The sequence below is a fragment of the Mycobacterium sp. 1465703.0 genome (genome assembly GCF_001672975.1).
GTDB lineage: Bacteria > Actinomycetota > Actinomycetes > Mycobacteriales > Mycobacteriaceae > Mycobacterium.
On record NZ_LZKU01000172.1, the window covers coordinates 11,919 to 30,902 of the forward strand.

Consider the following 18,984-nt stretch of genomic DNA (forward strand, 5'->3'; position numbering starts at 1 on the left):
GGGTTTGGCGGGGCCTAGCGGGCGGCTGCGGCCTTGGTCCGGGACCCGGACGACTTGGCAGGTCTGCGCTGCCGTGCTGGCGCCGACTTGCTGCTTTTCGATCCGCGGCTCTCGTCGATCAGCCGGCTGGCGTGATCGAGAATGCAGGTGAGCCCGTACTCGAAATTGGTTTCATCGGGCGCCCCGATGCGATGACCGATCCGGGTCACTTGCGCAAGGAGCGGGGTCTTCTCCGGGTCGATCGCCACCGCATCCTCGATCGCTCGGGGTCCGACGTCCGACGACTGATTCTTCTCGTACAGCCGTTGCAGTACCACTGATCCGCGAACGTGGACCGAAACCGCCGAATAGGTGTCGAACGCGTCCTCGGGTGATAGGCCGGCCTCCACCAGATTGGCAACGGCCTTCTCCATCTCCTGAGCGCCCATCCGCGCCGCTTTCGGACTCAGGGCCGCCCGAATCAAAATCAGGTCGCACAGAATTGGATTGCCCATGAAGGTCTTACGCATCAAGCGGGCGTGGTTGCGCAGGGTCTCGCGCCAGTCGCTGGCCTCGACGTAGGGAGTGGCGAACACGTACTTGCTCAGCGCGCGGTCGGTCATCGCGTTGAGTAGGTCGTCCTTCTTGCGGAAGTACCAGTAGATGCTTGTCACACCGACGCCGAGATGTTTGCCGAGCAGCGGCATGCTCAAGTTGTCGATCGACACCTGCTCCGCGAGTTCGAATGCGCCGCTGATGATGTCATCAGGATTGATGGACCCGCGCTCGCGTCGTTGGCGCTTATCGGCGGTTGCCTGTTTTGCCACTACGGGCACCTCCATCAAAATCCGTTTCGGGCATTCGGTCCGGCGGCCGTGCTGCCGGTACAGTTGAATTTACCGGCACTTCTCTTCTGACCTGCGTATACGCCTACGTATCGTATTCTTCCTCTGCTACTGTAATACCTATCGTAGGCTTTTTGGTAAACCGGCTGGACAGGCAGAAATGACCGGACTAGAGCTACGGATTACGCAATGGATCTAGGACTGGCGAATGCCACTGCGGTCGTAGTCGGCGGTAGCCGCGGTATGGGATTGGCGACGGCACGCTGCTTTGCCGACGAGGGCGCCCGGGTCGCGGTGGTGGGACGTAGCCGCGACGCCCTCGATGCCGCGGTGACCGATCTCACCCAACGCGGTAGCCCGGACGCGGTCGGACTGGCGGCCGACATCGGGGATGACGGCGCGGTCGGCCAGGTGTTTGATGAGCTCGCTCAGCGATGGGGCGGCGAACTCAACGCTCTGGTCATCACCGTGGGTCCGGGCGCCGCGGGCACATTCGAAGATCTGACCGACGACCAGTGGCGCCAGTCTGTCGAAGACGGCGTGCTGGGCATGGTGCGCTGCGTCCGCGCGGCGCTTCCGCTGCTGCGCAAGGCGCAATGGGCCCGGATCGTCAACTTCTCGGCGCACTCGACTCAGCGACAAAGCATCATGCTGCCCGCCTACACGGCGGCGAAGTCGATGCTCACCAGCGTTTCGAAGAACCTCTCCCTGCTGCTGGCCAAGGACGAAATCCTGGTGAACGTGCTGTCGCCCGGCAGCATCGCGTCGGAAGCCTTGGTCGGTTGGGGTGATTCGGTGGGGGTCGACGGCAACGACCCCTACGCCCTGATGAAGGCCATCGCCAAGCATTTCGGTCATCCTGCACACCTGCCCCGTGCCGGCCTGCCTGACGAAATCGGCCCCGTCGCCGCGTTCCTGGCATCGCGACGCAACTCGTATATGACCGGAGCGAACATCAACGTCGATGGCGGTTCAGACTTCACCTGATTACAGGCCGAAGAAATCGATTGGCAGACAAAAGGAGTCGACCATGGCTACGGCAGCAGAGGCGCGAGCGTGGGCGCCCGGCGCATTGCGGGGGATCGGTGACTCCCTCTACACCCCGTTCTGCGGCACCGATGGCGATGACATCGACTGGGACGCCTACCGGACGCTGGTGCGCTACTGCGTGGGCGATCTCGGACATCCGATGTTGTGGTGCACCAGCGGAATCGCCGAGTTCTGGTCGCTGACTCTCGACGAGCGCAAACGCCTGCTGGAGGTGGCGGTCGAGGAGGCGCGCAGCATCAATCCCCACGTGGTGGTGCAGGCCTGCACGGCGGCCATGTCGGCGAAGGAGTGCGTGGACTTGACGCTGCACGCCCAGCAGGCGGGCGCCGATATCGCCTACATCCAAACGCCGATGATGGAGGCGCACGGCGGCGACGGCGTGCTGCGTTTCTTTCAATACGTGGCGGCGCGAACGGATATCGCGTTGGGCATGTTCAATTCGCCTTCGTCGGGTTATGTGCTGACACCGGCCGAAAGTGCCCGGATCTATAACGAGGTTCCCGCGGTGTGCGCCACCAAGGAGGGTGCGTTCCGGCCGGCATGCAGCCGGATGCTGCATGAACTGGCCCCCGGCCTGGCGGTGTGGGAATGTGACAAGACGGTGTACCGGGCCGGCTGGCTGCGCGACGGGATCGTCTGCCCGGCGCAATTGGGCACCTCGGGTTATCTTTTCGAAACACCCACGCGGCGTTTGTTTTCCGAATACTGGGATCTGGTGCGCAGCGACAAGCTCGTGGAGGCCATGGACTACGGCCGCGAGTCCGGGCTGGACCAGTTCGATCTCGACATCGGATCCTGGTGGACGTGCTATCCGGGGCGAGCGGATTACTTCACGCACTGGGGCGGCGCGTTCAAGTACGCCGCGTCGCTGCTCGGCCTGCCCATCGGGGCATATCCGCATTCCCGCCCCCCGCAGGCCGAGCTGCCCGCCGAGGCGAAGGCCCAGATCGAGAACGCTTATAAGCGCCTGGGCCTACTCGAAACCGTGTTGCAGTAGAAGGAATTACACAGCGAAGCGGGCCCGGTCAGCGACCGGGCCCGCTCGATTAGCGTGCCGTCTATTTCTGCTCGGCCCGCTCACGCTGTTCGTAGGCCTTGGCCTTACCGCGAGCCTTCTCAGCAGCGGCTTCCTTCTTTCCAGCATTGCGCTGGGCTTCCGCCTTGTCCTGCTGAGCCTTGCCCTCGTCGATCAGGCCGTCATTGCCGATGATGATCCCGATGACCTGCTTGGTCTTTCCGAGGGCATCTTCGACGATGCCTCGAACGAGTTCGATCGGGCCGCTTTTGACGTCAACCATTGCAACTACCTCCCATTGTCGGCTGGCTTCTGTTGGGTTTCCCGATCGCGCGGGCGGTGCAAACGTGCCTCCAGCGTGTCCCACGCCACAAGAATTAAGTCTTGCCACGTCGACGGGGGTTTGTGTGCCGAAAATGAGTTGCCGGCGTTCGGTTACGGCGCCGTCAAATTCGTTGTCCGCGGGCCGTCGATCCGGGGGTGGGTGAAGCGACGGTTTGGCGCGTGAAATCGCAGATTGGTCGGGGTTTCACACCCGACTGACGCCGGTTGTGGAATGCGGTACCGATAGGTATACAGTATGGGTACAAACTCGCCTGTTAGTCAGCTATGAGGGGACAGTCCGATGAGCGCCGCCGACCGTGTGGTCACCGATGAGGCGGTGCTGTATGAGACCACTGAAACCGGTGTGGCAATTCTGACGTTCAATCGCCCCGATCGCCTCAACGCCTGGGGCCCCGACATCGCCGCCGGGTTCTACGCGGCGATCGACCGCGCCGAGCAGGACCCCGCCGTCCGGGCCATCGTGTTGACCGGCCGGGGCCGGGGGTTTTGTGCGGGCGCGTATCTGGGCGCGCCGAGTTCGGCACCCAGCTACGGCGAGACGATGGAGAAGGCGGGTCAGACCAACCTGGCCGAGCTGGTCGGGGAGCGCCCGCCCCACTTCGTCACGACGCTGCGCAAGCCCGTCATCGCGGCCATCAACGGTGCGTGTGTCGGCATCGGCTTGACCCAGGCGCTGATGTGCGATGTCCGGTTCGCCGCCGCCGGCGCGAAGTTCGGAGCCGTGTTCGCCCGCCGCGGCCTGATCGCGGAGTTCGGCATTTCCTGGATACTGCCGCGGCTGACCAACTGGGGCGTGGCTCTCGATCTGTTGCTGAGCGGGCGGACCTTCCTCGCCGAGGAGGCGGCCGAGCTGGGCCTCGTGAAAGAGGTTGTCGCTCCGGACAGTCTGATGAAGCGTGCCCTGGACTACGCCGAGGACATCGCAACGAATTGCTCCCCGGCGTCCATGGCGGTGATCAAGAGGCAGGTCTACGGCGACGCGACCCGCGACGTCGAACAGGCCAATTCGCTCGCCGAGGTTTTGTTGCACGAGGCCATGCCGCGCCCGGATGTGATCGAGGGCATCACGAGTTTTCTCGAGAAGCGGCCGCCGCAATTTCCATCGCTCGATTCGACCGACGCTTAGTGTTCGCCGGTAATGGCGGAAAGGATGATCATGGCTGACTTGGGTTACCAGGCGATCGACGTTGACAATCACTACTACGAGCCGCTGGACTCGTTCACCCGCCACCTGGACAAAAAGTTCAAACGGCGCGGCGTCCAGATGGTCAATGAGGGCAAGCGGACGTGGGCCGTGATCGGGGATCGCGTCAACCACTTCATCCCCAACCCCACCTTCGACCCGATCATCGTGCCGGGCTGCCTCGACCTGTTGTTCCGCGGCGAGATTCCCGAAGGCGTCGACCCGGCCTCGCTGATGAAGGTCGAACGGTTGGCGGACCATCCTGAGTATCAGAACCGCGATGCCCGGATCACGGTGATGGACACCCAGGACATCGAGACGGTGTTCATGCTGCCGACCTTCGGATGCGGGGTCGAGGAGGCGCTCAAACACGACATCGAGGCGACGATGGCGTCGGTGCATGCGTTCAATCTGTGGCTCGACGAGGACTGGGGCTTCGACCGGCCCGATCGCCGAATCATTGCCGCGCCGATCATTTCGCTGGCCGACCCGGCCATGGCCGTCGAAGAGGTCGAGTTCGTGTTGGCGCGCGGCGCCAAGTTGGTGCTGGTGCGGCCCGCGCCGGTGCCCGGCCTGGTCAAGCCGCGGTCGCTGGGCGATCCGAGCCACGACCCCGTGTGGGCCCGGCTGGCCGAGGCGGGGGTGCCGGTGGGATTCCACCTGTCCGACAGCGGCTATCTGCACATCGCGGCGGCGTGGGGCGGCAAGGCCACCTTCGAGGGCTTCGGTGCCAAGGATCCGCTGGATCAGGTGCTCCTCGACGATCGTGCCATTCACGACACGATGGCCTCGATGATCGTGCACGGCGTGTTCACCCGTCATCCGAAACTCAAGGCGGTCAGCATCGAGAACGGCTCCTACTTCGTGCATCGGCTGATCAAGCGCCTGAAGAAGGCGGCAAACACCCAACCCCGGTATTTCCCGGAAGACCCGGTGGAGCAGTTGCGCAACAACGTGTGGATCGCGCCGTACTACGAGGACGACTTGGCGGAGCTTGCCGAAGCCATCGGCGTCGACAAGATCCTGTTCGGTTCCGACTGGCCGCACGGAGAAGGCCTCGAATCGCCGGTGTCGTTCGTCGAGGAGCTGAAAGGCTTCAGTGAGTCCGACGTCCGAAAGATCATGCGGGACAACGCTCTAGATCTTCTTGGCGTGCAAGTCGGCTCGGCTGCGTGAGTAACCGAGGCCGGCTACGCCCGTGAGCGAATGGACCATTGGGGCGGTTCTCGACGAAATCGCCGCTGTCATACCCGAGCGGACCATGACGGTCTGCGGCAGCCGCCGCAGCACCTTTGGCGAATGCGCGGAGCGCACCCGTCGGCTGGCCAACTTCCTGGTAAGGCGGCGACTGGGCGCGCACCGGGAACGCGAAACCCTGCAGAACTGGGAATGCGGGCAGGACCGGGTGGCGCTGATCATGCACAACGATCTGTATCCGGACATGGTCATCGGCTGCCTCAAAGCCCGGACCGTACCGGTGAACATCAACTACTACTACACACCGGGCGAGGTCGGCGAACTGCTCGACTACGTAAAACCCCGAGCCGTCATCTATCACCGGGGGCTGGGGGCGAAATTCGCCGACGTGTTGACACATGCCGGCGTTGACCTGCTGCTGTCGGTTGACGATGCAAGCGGCGTTCCGGAACTGCCCGGCGCGATGTCGTTGGATGACGCACTGGCGCAAGGGGATAACGAGCACACCGTGACGGCATCCCCGGACGATCTGCTGATGATCTGCACCGGCGGCACGACCGGTCGGCCCAAGGGTGTGCTGTGGCGACAGTCCGACATCTACGTGTCGTCGATGGTCGGGGCGGACCACGCCTGCGCACAGGAGATCCACGACAAGGTGCGCGGCAACGCCGGGGCGCCGTGGTTCGCGGTCTCGCCGTTGATGCACGCGGCCGGCATGTGGACTGCGTTCGCGGCGGTCATGGCCGGTACGCCCGTGGTGCTCTACGACACCTCGAAAAGGCTTGACCCGCACGTCGTCTGGGAAACGGCCGAGCGTGAGAAGGTCGGCATGATGACCATGGTCGGGGACGCCTACGCCGCACCACTGGTGGCCCAGTTGCAGGGCGGTTCCTACGACCTGTCGTCGCTGTACGCCATCGGCACCGGCGGCGCCGCAACCAATCCGAAGTACCAGCAAGCCCTGCTGGAGTTGTTACCCCAGATCACGCTGATCAACGGTTACGGCTCATCGGAGACCGGGAACATGGGCTTCGGCCACAGCCGGCGCGGTACCCAGACCGATACGTTCACACTGCGTGAAGGCGGATTGGTTCTTTCCGAGGACTACAGCCACTTCCTTTCCCCCGGCGAGGCCGAGGTGGGGTGGGTTGCGCGGGAAGGGCGAATACCGTTGGGCTACTTCAATGATCCCGACGCCACCCGCAAAACGTTCCCCGAGATCGACGGCAAGCGGGTGGTGATCTCCGGCGACCGTGCCGCACTGGAACCCGACGGAGCCCTGCGGTTGTTCGGTCGCGATTCGTTGGTGGTCAACACCGGCGGCGAGAAAGTCTTCGTCGAGGAAGTCGAAGAGGTGCTGCGCGCCCACCCGGCGATCGCCGACGCGTTGGTCGTCGGTCGGCCCAGCGATCGCTGGGGCGAAGAACTCGTCGCGCTCGTCGAACTCCGGCATGGTGCCGCGGCGACGGCCGAGGAGCTGCACACGCTCTGCACGTCGAAACTGGCGCGGTTCAAGGCGCCTAAGGACTTTTTGTTCGTCGAGCACGTCCAGCGCCTGGGCAACGGCAAGGCCGATTACCGTTGGGCGAAACGTTACGCAACAGCAAAGGCACCGATGTCGACATGAAAGCTATCGATTGCCTGGTCAACGTGCACTTCGGTGAGACCGAGAAGCAGCCGACCTGGATGCTCAAGGTGCGTGACGACTATTTCAAGGGCCCGCAGTCCATGTTCGAGCCGGTCGAGATGTCGGAGCTGCTCGATGAGATGGATGCCCAGGGCGTGCGCAAAGCCATCCTGATGGACAACATCGCCAAGCCGTCGGTGACCGCGCGCAAGTTCGTCGAGGAGAAGCCCGAGCGTTTCGCGCTGGCCATGGGTGGGGTGAACCTGCTGCGGCCGATACCGTCCCTGCGGGAACTGGCTTCCGTCGTCAGCGACCTGCCCGTCGCCTATGCCGCTGTGGGGCCAAGCTTTTGGGGCGACGGACAGTACCCGCCGAGCGACGCCGTCTACTACCCGCTCTACACCAAGTGCGCCGAGCTCGAGCTGCCGCTGTGTATCAATACCGGAATCCCGGGGCCTCCCATCCCCGGAGAGGTGCAGAACCCGATCCACCTCGATCGGGTCTGCGTGCGTTTTCCGGAACTGAAGCTGTGCATGATTCACGGCGCGGACCCGTGGTGGGACCTCGCAATCAGGCTGTTGATCAAATACGCCAATTTGCGGTTGATGACGTCGGCGTGGTCGCCGAAGCGGCTGCCGGAGAGCCTGTTGCACTTCATGCGGACCCGCGGTCCGAACAAGGTGATCTTCGCTTCGGACTGGCCCGTACTGAAAATGCACCGCGTCGTTCCGGAAGCCGCGGGGTTGGATCTGCCCGATGACGTGCTCGAGAACTACCTCTACAACAACGCACACGAATTCTTTTTCGGCGGCCAGGAGAAAGGCTGAGCATGGACCGTTATGAACTACGTAGGCTCGACTACAGCCTGACGCCGGATCACGAAGCGTTGCAGACCGCCTACCGTGATTTCTTCAAGACGCACTGCTCGATCGAAACCGTGCGCGCAGCAGAGGAAACCGGCTTCGACAAGAACCTGTGGGAACGGCTGTGCGCCATGGGTGCAACGACCATGGCCGTCCCGGAATCCGCGGGCGGCGATGGCGCGACGCTGGTCGACTTGACGCTGGTCGCCGAGGAGATCGGCCGGTCGCTGGCGCCCGTCCCGTGGATCGACCAGGTCTGTACCGCACGGCTGCTCGCTCGACTCGGCGCGGTAGAATCCGACATCGTCCACGGCAAGCGACTCGCCGCGTTCGATCCACAGCAGGACAGCGCATCCGGATCCCGGCTCCTTCCCACCGGGTCGATTGCCGACCAGATCATCGTGCGCGACGCCACTGGAGACGGGGCCGTCGTCGCGCTGACCTTCGGCACCCGGCCGACCAAGGTGGACAACATCGGCAGGCTCCCGATGGCCTGGGTGGATCCGGCCACCGCGGACACCCGCACCGTGCTGGCCAGTGGATCCGATGCGTTGGCGGAATACCAACGGGCGCTGGATGAGTGGCGGGTGCTGACTGCCGCGGCGTTAGTGGGCCTGGTCGAGGAGACCATGACCATCGCTGCCGAGTTCGCCAAGACCCGCTACACGTTGGGGGTGCCGATCTCGACACTGCAGGGCATCTCTCATCCGCTGGCCAACATCGCGATCACCGTGCAGGGCGGCCGTAATCTGGCGCGACGCGCGGCCTGGTTCCTGGACAACGAGCCCCAGGAGCGTCCGGAACTGGCGGCCTCGGCGTTCGTGTTCATGGCCGAAGAGGCGGCCAAGGCCGCAACGATGGCGGTGCATATCCAAGGCGGCCTTGGTGTTTCGGCGGAAGCGGCCGCGACGGCATATCTGGTGCGTGCCCGCGGCTGGGCACTGGCCGGTGGGGATCCGGGCGCCAGCGCCAAATACATCGGCGAACTCGTCGCCGCACGGGAAAGCGGAAAGGGCGCCTAAGTGGATTTCTCACGAGTCACGCTGTCCGAAGACGACCAGCGCTTCCTCGAGGAAGCCCGCGATTTCCTGCGCACGCATGTCACCGAAGACGTCAAGCGCCGAGACCGCGAGACGGGCGACAACTTCGACGAAGGCGTGCACCTGGCGCTGGGCGCCGCCGGCTACCTGGAGCGCGAATGGAAGCCGGCAGCCGAGGGCGGCTTTACCCGCGTGCGTCGCCGCATCTGGGAGCTGGAGAAGCGGCGCGCGCACGTGCCCTGGGTGACCTGGGGCACCACCGCCATGGTGGCTCGTTCGGTCGCGCGGTTCGGGTCCGCCGAATTGCGAGACGAAGTGCTACCGGGCGTCTTCAGCGGCCATGTCCGGCTGTGCCTGGGTTACACCGAACCCGAGGGTGGATCCGATATCGCCACCTGTAAGACCCGGGCCGTCCGCGAGGCGGACGGATCGAGCTGGATCATCAACGGCTCCAAGATGTTTACCACCGGCGCGCACAACTGCCAGTACGTCTTCCTCATCACCAACACCGATCCGAATGCTCAGAAGCACAAGAGCCTCACCATGTTCCTGGTCCCGCTGAACTCCCCGGGCATCGAGATCCAGGGCATCCGCACCGTCGATGGCGACCGCACCAACATCGTCTACTACAGCGACGTGCGCGTCGACGACAAGTATCGGCTGGGCGACGTGAACGCCGGCTGGACGGTGTTGCGTGAACCGCTCAACACCGAGCACGGCGCGGTGGCGGCCGCACCCGACGGGCTGCAGGACGTATCGATCATGATGCACCAAGCCGGCTTCATGGCCGACGCCCTGGACAAGGCGGCAGCCAAACTCGCACAGCGAGACCCGAACGGGCACAGACTCATTGATGATTCATCAGTGGCATACCGGTTGGGACGCAGCGCCGCGCGGATAGAAGCGTCGCTCAGTGCACCCAGCATCTTCGGGCGCGTCGCCCTCGCCCAGACGATGCGTGACGTTTCCCCCGACCTGATGGACATTCTTGGTACGGCGTCCACGCTGCCCGTCGGTACCGATGGCGCGGCCGATGACGGAGCCGCGGAGTACGTTTACCGATTCGCGCCGCTGGTGGGGATTTACGGCGGAACCCTCGAGGTGTTCCGCAACATGATCGCGCAATACGTGCTGGGCCTGGGCAAGCCGGCGTACGCGCCGGTCGCGCGGAAAGCCTCCTAGCGCGCGGGAATCCGCTCAGGTCGTGAGGATCGTTGCCGCCGCGGTACCCGGCGCGCCGTACAGCTGAGCGAACCCGACGCGCGGCTCACCGGCCACCTGACGATCACCCGCCTGGCCCCGCAGTTGCCGTACCAGCTCGTGGATTTGGCGCAGACCGGACGCCCCGATCGGCTCGCCGTTGGCGATCAGCCCGCCGTCGGTGTTGACCGGCATCGCGCCATTGATCTCGGTGGCGCCGTCGGCCAGCAGCTTCTCCTGATCACCATGCTCGCAGAACCCGCACTCGGCCATGTGGATGATCTCGGCGCCGGCGTCAGTGTCCTGCAACTGGATCACGTCGACATCGTCGGGGGCGATGCCGGCCTTCTCGAAGGCGGCACGGGCGGCGTAAACCGTTGGGGCCACGTCTTCTTCGACCGGCGCGCAGGTGGTGTTGACCTCGTAGGCCCCGTAGCGGCGGGAGCGGACCTCCACCGCCCGCAGGTAGACGGGCTTGGAGGTGTAGCGGTGCGCGATGTCCGCCCGGCACATGACGACGGCGGCGGCGCCCTCGTCGGGCGCGCAGAACATGTACTGGGTCAGCGGATAATTGAGCATCGTCGAGTTCAGGATGTCTTCCTCGGCGATCGGTTTCCGGCGAAAAGCGTTGGGGTTCATCGCCCCGTTGCGGAAGTTCTTCGCGGCGACCTTGGCCAGGGTCTGCTGGGAGATGCCGTGATCGTGCAGGTAGCGGTTGGCTTTCATGCCGAAGAACTGGGTGGTCAGATACTGCCCGTTCTCCGCATACCAACGCGGCATGCCGACCAGTGCGGGATCCTCGGTGAAGGCACCGCGCGGGTGCTTATCCAGGCCGACGGCGATCCCGATGTCGTAGTCGCCTAGTCGGATGCCGTCGGCGCACGCCTTGGCGGCACTGGCAGCGGTCGCGCATGCGTTGAACACGTTGGTGAAAGGGATGCCGGTCAGCCCGACCATGCCGACGATCGCGTCCGGGTTGGCCACCGTCCAGCTCCCGCCGGTGGCGAACTGGACGTCCTGCCAAGCGATACCGGCGTCGGCGACCGCGGCGAGGATGGCGTCGACGCCCATCTGCATTGCCGACTTGCCCTCGAAGCGCCCGAACGGGTGCAAACCCACGCCGATGATGGCGACATCGTTAGTGGAGGTCACGCAATAGCTCCCGCATTCTTGAGTTCCTCGATCCGGTCCCAGTCCATGCCGAGTTCCATCAGCACCAGCTCGGTGTGCTCGCTGGCCTGCGGTGCCCGCGTCGTCGTCAGCGGCTCGTGGTTGAACTGCACGGGGCCGCGGACCACGCGGAACGGCTTGCCGCCGCCGGCGAGTGCGACTTCAGCGATCATGTCGTTGGCGATCGCCTGTTCGTCGTCGATTAAGTCCAGCAGGCTCTGGAAGGGCGCCCACTGGCCCATCATCGTCTTGAGATGCTGCCGCCAATAGTCAAACGGCTTGGCGGCAAACGCTTTTGCGATCAGTTCCGCGGCGGCACCGGCGTTTTGGATCAACGGGAGTACCTCGGAGAACCGGGGATCGTCGGCGGCCTCGGGGATGCCCAGGTGCTCGAAGGTGTCCCGGATCAACCCGGTCGGGCTGATGATGCACAGGTTGATGGTGCCGCCGTCGGAGGTTTCGTAATTGCCCATGAACGGATTCACCGAGGGCGTGCCGGAACCCGGCATCGGCGTGCGCATGACCTCGCCGGTCTCCATACCCTGCGTCACGCTGGCGCCCGCCGCCCACCAGGCCGTACTCAGCAGCGAGACGTCCAGCTCGACGGCTTCACCGGTGCGCTCCCGATGCAGCAGCGCGGCCGAGATGCCGCCGGCGATGAACATGCCGCCGATCGAATCGCCGAATGCGGGAATGCCTTGTCCCAGTGCGCCGCCCAACTCCTCGGGTGTCAGGGCGTAGCCAATGCCGCTGCGCGTCCAGAACGCTGTGCCGTCATAGCCGCCGGTGTCGCGTTCGGCCCCTTTGTCGCCGTAGGCCGAGCCGCGGGCGTACACGATGTTCGGGTTGACCGCGCGAATGTGCTCGACGTCGAACTTGTGCTTCTGCCGCTGCGCGGGCATGTAGTTGGTGAGGAATACATCCGCGGTCTTGGCCAGCTCGTAGATCACTTCTTGTCCGCCCGGCGTCGAGACGTCGATCCCGACGCTGCGTTTGCCGCGGTTGGGGTGCTCCATCAGCGGATGCCGCTCCGGATCGACCTGAATGCCACCCATATTCACGAAGCCGCGCTGGGTATCGCCGCGCGTCGGGTGTTCGACTTTGATGACGTCCGCTCCCCAGTCGGCCAGGATGGCCCCCGCCGCCGGAACGAAGGTGAACTGTGCGAGCTCCAGGACCCGAAAGCCCGTCATGACTTTGACCATTTTGCCGACCCTACTTCGCGTCGAACGTCACCGGAAGCGCATTCGGCGATCGGAATGGCTGACCGTGGATGTGCGGGTCGTCGTCGGTCAACAAGGTGACGTTGGTCAGTCGATTCAGCAGGCATTCCATTGCGACGCGGGTTTCCAAGCGCGCCAAATGCAAACCCAGGCAGGTGTGCTCACCGGCGGCAAAGGAGATGTGCGGCAGGTGCTTGCGGAAGATGTCGAACTCTTCGGAACGTTCCCACCGCCGCTCGTCGCGGTTCGCCGAACCGATGCACACGCCGATCACCGAACGGGCCGGAATCTTCACACCTTCCACCTCGGTGTCCTCGGTGGTGAAGCGTTGCACGACGGTCAGCGGCGTCTCGTAGCGCAGCCCTTCTTCGATGGCCGCTGTGAGCAGCTCGTGGTCGGCTTGCAGCGCGGCGAACTGCTCGGGATGGGTGAGCAGCAGGTACAACAGGTTTCCCGACGAGCGGTAGGTGGTCTCCAGGCCGGCGGGTAGCAACAGCCGCAGGAACGAGTAAATCGCTTCGTCGGTGAGCTTTTCGCCGTCGATCTCCGCAGTGACCAGGTCGCCGATGATGTCCTCGGTGGGTTTGGACTTACGCTGTTCGATCTGTTCGACGAAATAGTCCTTGAGCGCGGCCGACGCCTCGAAGGCGCCTTCGTAGTTGACGTGGTAGCTGATCAACTGGACGGCGCGCTTGCGGAACATCGGCAGGTCGTCGGCCGGCAATCCCAGCAGCTTGGCGATGACGCGGGTGGGGAATTCGAAAGTGAAGTTGCGGATCAGGTCAGCTCTGCCGGTTTCGATGAACTCGTCGATCAACGCATTGCAGATCGGCCGCACGATGGTGGGCTCCCAGCGGGCCAGTGCCTTGGACTTGAATGCCGCCGACACCAGGTTGCGGTGTTCGCGGTGTTTCTTCCCCTCCATCGCCAGGATCGTCGGCCCCATGAACAGGCCGATGGTCTTGTCGTACGGCTTGGAACTGAACACCCGGCCATCCCGGAACACCGTGTTGACCGCGTCGAACGACATCGCGGAGTACTCCCGTTTGGGCATCAGGGACTCCGGCGTCTTGGAGTAGTCCATCACCGTACCGGCGAACACCCCGGCCTGCGCACGTTTGCGCGCAAAGAACGGGTAAGGGTCGCGCAGGCTGACGGTTTCGTCGCCGGCACCGGCGGCGGTGTGAACGTTGGTCGTCACCTGATCTCCAGCATCTTGATCTCAGCACGATCGAACACTTCTTCGTAAGATCGTACTGTAATTATTACAGTAGGCAATATGGGCGTGGCCATGCGACGCCGATCATCATCGGAGCTATGCCAAATCAGTGCGCCGGTGTGCTGACGCACCCGCAGCGGTGATATCGCCCGTAATGGGCTTGCGGCACAGAACGTCCCGTGGCAGCAGAGCCCCCGCGCAGCGGGATAGGCCGATCTAGCGGTCGGCGTGCGCGGAGCCCGAGTTGGTCAGCCGTGCGGCGCGGGCCAGCAGGTCGGCATAACGCACACCGAGCAGTCGCGGCATCGCCGCCATCGCGCGCCCGTCGGGCCCGATGAGGATCCTGGCCCGGTTCTTCTCGGCCCCACGGAGAATGAGCCGAGCGGCCTTTGCCGGTGAGGTCAGGGCAGAACGGTCGAAGAGTTTGGCCGCGAGGTCGGGATCCTCGGTATCGGCGGTGCGCATATTGGCCCCGAAGTTGGTACGCACGACGCCGGGATGGACGCAGTGCACAGTCACCGGACGACGTTCCATGATCATCTCCTGGCGCAGCGCCTCGGTGAAGCCACGCACGGCGAACTTCGAAGCGCTGTAAGCGCCTTGGTAGGGAATCGCGATGAGACCAAAGGCGCTGGACAGATTCACCAGCCGGGAAGGGCGTCTGGGGGAGCCCGCCTCGATGAGTTGCGGCAGAAAGGCTTTGGTGCCGTTGACAACCCCGCCGACGTTGATGGCCATCAGCCAGTCGAAGTCCTTCCAGGACATGTCCGCCACGCCGGCGAACAAATCGACTCCGGCGTTGTTGAACAGCAGCGAGGCGGGGCCGTGCTGCCGGCGCGCCTGGTCGGCGAAATCCAACACCGCATCGCGGTCGGCGACGTCGACCCGATACGGCGTGACCTGCCCGTCGGGACACCCGTCGCGCGTTTCGGCCAGTCCATCGGGGTCGATGTCGGATGCCGCCACATGCGCCCCGTCGCGGGTGAGCGCCTGTGTCAGTGCGCGTCCGATGCCGGAGCCGGCACCGGTGACCACAGCGACGCGGCCTTGATACTTCATGAGGTCCTCCGCAACCACTCCCGTCAGCCGTTCACCGCCTGCTCGCGCGCCCACCGGTAGTCGGCCTTACCCGACGGGCTGCGCTCGATGACCGAACGGAACACGATCGCTTTGGGCAGTTTGTAGCGTGCCAGCGTCTGCGCGGCGTGCGCCACCAGCTCGCCGGCGTCGGCCTCGGCGCCTGGGGCGAGCGCCACGACGGCGACGACCTCCTGGCCCCACCGCTCGCTGGGCCGCCCGGCGACCACCACGTCGGCCACCGCGGGATGCGATGCGATGGCCGTTTCGACCTCCTCGACGAAGATCTTCTCGCCGCCGGAGTTGATGGTCACCGAATCGCGGCCCAGCAATTCGATGCAGCCATCGGTGCGGTGCCGTGCCCGGTCGCCCGGCACGGCATACCGGACACCGTCGATCACCGGAAAAGTCTTGGCGGTCTTGGCCGCATCGCCCTTGTAGCCGAGCGGCACATAGCCCCGCTGCGCCAGCCAACCCATCCCGTCATGCCCGGGCGGCAGGATCGCGGTCAGGTCCTCGGCGGCCACAAAGGTGTCCGGTCCGGCGTTGAAGGTGCCGGTTGCCACCGCACCCGACGTCGACATGTGGTGCATCTGTGCCCCGGTCTCCGACGACCCGACACCGTCGACCACGACGGCGTTCGGCAGCGCTTCGATCAAACGTTGCTTGACGTACGGAGTCAGCAGGGCACCGCCGTTGGCGACGACGGTCAACGACGACACGTCGGCGATCCCCTTCTCGATGGCAGCGACCAGGGGGCGTGCCATCGCATCGCCAACCACGGTGACCACCATGACCTTTTCCCGTTCGATGGTGCGCACCACGTCGTCGGCGTCCAGATGATCGACGATCGTGGGGAACACGACGGACTGCCCGGTGGTGATCGCGGTCATCACACTCCACTGCGCCGCACCGTGTATCAGCGGGGGCAAAATCATCAGTTTTGTGCCCGGGCCCGAAGCGGCCCGGTTCACGATCTCGTCGACAGACGCCGAGGGCTCGCCGGTCATGAGGTTCCGTCCGCCAAAGGAGGTCATGAAGATGTCGTGCTGACGCCACAACACGCCCTTCGGCATGCCGGTGGTGCCACCGGTGTACAGGACATACAGGTCGTCGGCGGAGTGCTGCACCGGCGGCGGCTCTGGCGACACCGCTGCCAGAGCGTCCTCGTAATCGATTGCGCCATCCAGTAATTCGTTGCCCGAATCGTCGGCGATCTGGATCAACACGCGTAGCTGTGGAAGATCCGGCAAGATCTCGGCCACTCGCGGTGCGAATGCGGCGTGGTAGAGCAGCGCGGTCGCCCCCGAATCTGCCAACAAGTACTGCAGCTCGCTTTTCACATAGCGGAAGTTGACGTTGAACGGGGCGACCCGCGCCTCGAAGCTGCCCAGCAATGCCTCGACGAATTCGTTCCCGTTGTAGGCGTAGAGACCGAGCAGATCTTGGCCGACTTCGTGCCCGGCCAGCGCCGAGCGCTCGGTGTGGCATCCCAACCCCTGCGAATGCAGAAATGCGGCCAGCCGACTGGAGCGATCGATCACCTGGGCATAGCTGTAGCGACGGTCCCCCTGGATGATCAGTTCGCGATCGGGGATTGCGGCAGCGACGGCCTTCGCCACGGCCGTGACCGTGAATGCCGTTGTGGTGTCGGACATCATGCCTCTCACGGCTGGTGGGGTAGCAGTCGGACCATCAAGCCGTTGGCTTCGCTGAGTAGGGTTCCATCGGCGGCTATCATAGTAGCGTCAATGAAAACCTTCCGGCCGTCGACGCCGGCGATACGTCCGTGGGCGGTCAGCGGCTCGTCGATCGGGGTGGTCTTCCGGTAGTCGACGTGCAGGTAGGCCGTGCGCGTCGGCCGGATGTCCGCGGCGGTCACGACCATGCCGAACAGCCAGTCGTAGAACAGCGGGATCATGCCGCCGTGCACGGCCCGGTTCCCGCCGATGTGGGCGGTGCTGAAATGACCGGCCATCCGCACGCCGTCGGGACCGGACTCCGTCACCATCCAGGGCGGTATCAGCGGGTGGGCCAACCCGGGCAGGCTCAGCACCCGGCCGGCCACCGCCTCGGTCTCCGGGACTTGGTGGCCCTCCAGCAGCGCGCAGGCGTTCTGCAAGTGGGCGGTCGCGGCGGCCCACAGCGCGGGGTCGGGCTTGGTGGACACGGTCAGGTCCTGCAGGCGGCGCAGCGCGGCGACGAACGGGCCCAGTTCCGCGGGCGCGTCCTCGACGGGTCTGACGTCGGGGAATCCGCCTCGAACTTCTGGTGCAGTTTCGGTCATCGCGTTCCTTCGTCCCAGGCCCGGAGCAGATCGTCGGTGCTGGTGATCGTGGCCAGCAGCGACAGGGTGTTGGCGATCATCGCTGCACCATAGTCGGGGGGTACGCCGGCCACCGCGTCGCGGGGGACGACCACCCGGTAGGCGGCGTTGACGGCATCCATGACGACGTTGGGAATCGCGATGTTCAGCGAAACACCCACCACGACAATGGTCGACACCCCGAGATTGCGAAGCACCGCGTCCAGGTCCGTGCCGCCCATCGGGCCCACGCCGTGCCACCGGCGCAACACCAAATCGGAAGGCTCCGGCCCTAATTCGGGCAACAGCTCCGCCCCCGGCGTGCCGGGCGTGATGTCCACCTTGCTGCCGCCGCCCATCGCGAAGATCTTCGCGTTGTGGTTGGAGCCGAGCCCGTCGGGCCGCCGCTGCACCAGGCAGTGCACCACCCGCACCCCGGTCGCCCGGGCCGCGGGCAGCAGCCGCGCGATGTTCGGCAGCGCCTCGCGGCGGGCCTCCTCGGCAAGCATCGCCAGTCCCGCGTCGGGGCCCATCACCGCGCCCTGGCACTCCTGGGTGACGATCGCGGTGTGCCCGGGTGCGGTCAGCCCGGCCAGTCGGTCCGTCATGCGGGGGCGCCCACCGGGGCGACGTCATAGAACTGCTTCGCCCACTTCCGCAGCGCCATATAGCCTTTCGCGTCGACTTTCGACAACGCGGGGTGTTCCACGTACTTCTGGTAGCGCCAGATTTGCAGATCGTCGAACACTGTGGACAGGAACTGCTTCTCGATGACGTCCCGCAGTTTGCCTTCCGGAACGTCCGCGGTATCGCCGGGAAGCCGCGGCCACCAGATCGAGTAGAACAGGTCCGAGCATTCGTCGTCGACCGGTGTGCAGGTGAAGATCAGCCGATGATTCTGCGCGCCCTCGAAGACGCTGATCGCTCCGCCGAGGCCGAATAGGTGGCTGTGGAACCGCAGCGCGAGGTCCTCGGGGTTGTCGCTGCGCGCGTCCGGCCAGCCCGCGATGAACTGCCATTCCTGGTCGACGATCTTCCAGTCCAGCACCCTGGGCGTCACGCTGGCGTGGTGCACGTACTCGAAATGCGCGCTGTCGGGGGCATTCTCGGCGACGATCTGCGGATGTACTGGTTCGCGTTCCGCGCGCCGGGAGAACTCCGGGTACGCCCGGTAGTAGGCCGCCGGGTCCGTCTCGAACTGCGGGAACTTGTGGAAGATGTCCGGCATCTCCCACTGGGGCTCTTTGCCGTCCGGGTGGTGCCAGACGAAGACGCAGTCGTACTGCTCCCGCACGGGAAACACCTTGAGGCGTAGCCCGCGGTTGGGCCGGTCCGGCTGGTAGGGGATGTATCGGTTGGTGCCGTCCGGACCCCAGCGCCAGCCGTGGAAGGGGCACTCGACGCAGTCGCCGACCACCTTGCCGCCGTGACCGATGTGCGCGCCCAGGTGTTTGCAATGTGCCTCCAAGACGTGCAGCGCACCCTGCTCATCCCGGTAGGCCACCAGATCCTCACCGAAATAGTGCAGCGGCCGGACCTCGCCGACGGGAAACTCTGGGGACCAACCGACCATGAACCAGCCGGTGACTTTCCAGGTGAATGGGACTTTCACGCCAAGCCTCTCGATTCCTGATAGATACTAAGTC

The 18,984-nt window shown here is 64.8% G+C and carries 18 protein-coding genes; 8 read left to right on the forward strand and 10 right to left on the reverse strand.

Going from position 1 to position 18,984, the window contains the following annotated elements; all coding sequences use genetic code 11:
• Positions 1-14: 14 nt before the first annotated feature.
• Positions 15-821, reverse strand: coding sequence for a TetR/AcrR family transcriptional regulator (locus A5625_RS15530; RefSeq protein WP_066995365.1), 807 nt, complete (start codon positions 819-821; stop codon positions 15-17).
• A 192-nt stretch (positions 822-1,013) separates the two neighbouring features.
• On the opposite strand from A5625_RS15530, the gene A5625_RS15535 reads away from it, so the two are divergent.
• A complete protein-coding gene (locus A5625_RS15535; protein ID WP_066995373.1) occupies positions 1,014-1,811 on the forward strand; it encodes an SDR family NAD(P)-dependent oxidoreductase in 798 nt (265 codons plus the stop codon).
• A 43-nt stretch (positions 1,812-1,854) separates the two neighbouring features.
• Positions 1,855-2,871, forward strand: coding sequence for a dihydrodipicolinate synthase family protein (locus A5625_RS15540; protein WP_066995374.1), 1,017 nt, complete (start codon positions 1,855-1,857; stop codon positions 2,869-2,871).
• 61 nt (positions 2,872-2,932) lie between these two features.
• Here A5625_RS15540 and A5625_RS15545 read toward each other — a convergent pair whose 3' ends face one another.
• A complete protein-coding gene (locus A5625_RS15545; RefSeq protein WP_066995375.1) occupies positions 2,933-3,172 on the reverse strand; it encodes a general stress protein CsbD in 240 nt (79 codons plus the stop codon).
• A 342-nt stretch (positions 3,173-3,514) separates the two neighbouring features.
• Here A5625_RS15545 and A5625_RS15550 point away from each other — a divergent pair, with 342 nt between their 5' ends.
• Genes A5625_RS15550 through A5625_RS15575 form a run of 6 tightly spaced genes read left to right on the forward strand, consistent with a single transcriptional unit; the run spans position 3,515 to position 10,326 of the window.
• A complete protein-coding gene (locus tag A5625_RS15550; RefSeq protein WP_066995376.1) occupies positions 3,515-4,360 on the forward strand; it encodes an enoyl-CoA hydratase in 846 nt (281 codons plus the stop codon).
• Between the two features lie 30 nt (positions 4,361-4,390).
• On the forward strand, positions 4,391-5,593 hold the full coding sequence (locus A5625_RS15555; protein ID WP_066995424.1) for an amidohydrolase family protein: 1,203 nt from the start codon (positions 4,391-4,393) through the stop codon (positions 5,591-5,593).
• A 22-nt stretch (positions 5,594-5,615) separates the two neighbouring features.
• Positions 5,616-7,241, forward strand: a complete 1,626-nt coding sequence (locus tag A5625_RS15560; RefSeq protein ID WP_066995382.1) for an acyl-CoA synthetase — start codon at positions 5,616-5,618, stop codon at positions 7,239-7,241.
• On the forward strand, positions 7,238-8,068 hold the full coding sequence (locus A5625_RS15565; protein WP_066995391.1) for an amidohydrolase family protein: 831 nt from the start codon (positions 7,238-7,240) through the stop codon (positions 8,066-8,068). The genes A5625_RS15560 and A5625_RS15565 overlap by 4 nt, the downstream gene beginning before the upstream one ends.
• A gap of 2 nt (positions 8,069-8,070) precedes the next feature.
• Complete coding sequence (locus A5625_RS15570) at positions 8,071-9,126, forward strand: acyl-CoA dehydrogenase family protein (RefSeq protein ID WP_066995393.1); 1,056 nt, start codon at positions 8,071-8,073, stop codon at positions 9,124-9,126.
• Positions 9,127-10,326: an acyl-CoA dehydrogenase family protein gene (locus A5625_RS15575; RefSeq protein ID WP_066995395.1), complete on the forward strand. Its 1,200-nt coding sequence runs from the start codon at positions 9,127-9,129 to the stop codon at positions 10,324-10,326.
• Between the two features lie 15 nt (positions 10,327-10,341).
• Here the strand turns inward: A5625_RS15575 and A5625_RS15580 are convergent, their stop codons facing one another.
• From A5625_RS15580 to A5625_RS15615, 8 genes are all read right to left on the reverse strand, one after another.
• Positions 10,342-11,496: a thiolase family protein gene (locus tag A5625_RS15580; RefSeq protein WP_066995397.1), complete on the reverse strand. Its 1,155-nt coding sequence runs from the start codon at positions 11,494-11,496 to the stop codon at positions 10,342-10,344.
• The gene (locus A5625_RS15585; protein ID WP_066995426.1) at positions 11,493-12,707 is read right to left on the reverse strand and encodes a CaiB/BaiF CoA-transferase family protein; all 1,215 of its coding nucleotides are present in this window, start codon (positions 12,705-12,707) and stop codon (positions 11,493-11,495) included. The genes A5625_RS15580 and A5625_RS15585 overlap by 4 nt, the downstream gene beginning before the upstream one ends.
• A 22-nt stretch (positions 12,708-12,729) precedes the next feature.
• The gene (locus A5625_RS15590) at positions 12,730-13,938 is read right to left on the reverse strand and encodes a cytochrome P450 (protein WP_066995399.1); all 1,209 of its coding nucleotides are present in this window, start codon (positions 13,936-13,938) and stop codon (positions 12,730-12,732) included.
• A 234-nt stretch (positions 13,939-14,172) separates the two neighbouring features.
• The gene (locus tag A5625_RS15595; protein WP_066995428.1) at positions 14,173-15,015 is read right to left on the reverse strand and encodes an SDR family oxidoreductase; all 843 of its coding nucleotides are present in this window, start codon (positions 15,013-15,015) and stop codon (positions 14,173-14,175) included.
• A 23-nt stretch (positions 15,016-15,038) separates the two neighbouring features.
• Entirely contained in the window at positions 15,039-16,691 is a 1,653-nt protein-coding gene (locus tag A5625_RS15600; protein ID WP_066995430.1) for an acyl-CoA synthetase, read from the reverse strand.
• A gap of 8 nt (positions 16,692-16,699) precedes the next feature.
• Positions 16,700-17,320, reverse strand: coding sequence for a PaaI family thioesterase (locus A5625_RS15605; protein WP_066995402.1), 621 nt, complete (start codon positions 17,318-17,320; stop codon positions 16,700-16,702).
• The gene (locus tag A5625_RS15610) at positions 17,317-17,946 is read right to left on the reverse strand and encodes a cysteine hydrolase (protein WP_066995403.1); all 630 of its coding nucleotides are present in this window, start codon (positions 17,944-17,946) and stop codon (positions 17,317-17,319) included. The genes A5625_RS15605 and A5625_RS15610 overlap by 4 nt, the downstream gene beginning before the upstream one ends.
• Complete coding sequence (locus A5625_RS15615; protein ID WP_066995405.1) at positions 17,943-18,950, reverse strand: Rieske 2Fe-2S domain-containing protein; 1,008 nt, start codon at positions 18,948-18,950, stop codon at positions 17,943-17,945. Before A5625_RS15615 ends, A5625_RS15610 begins: the two co-directional genes overlap by 4 nt.
• Positions 18,951-18,984 lie beyond the last annotated feature (34 nt).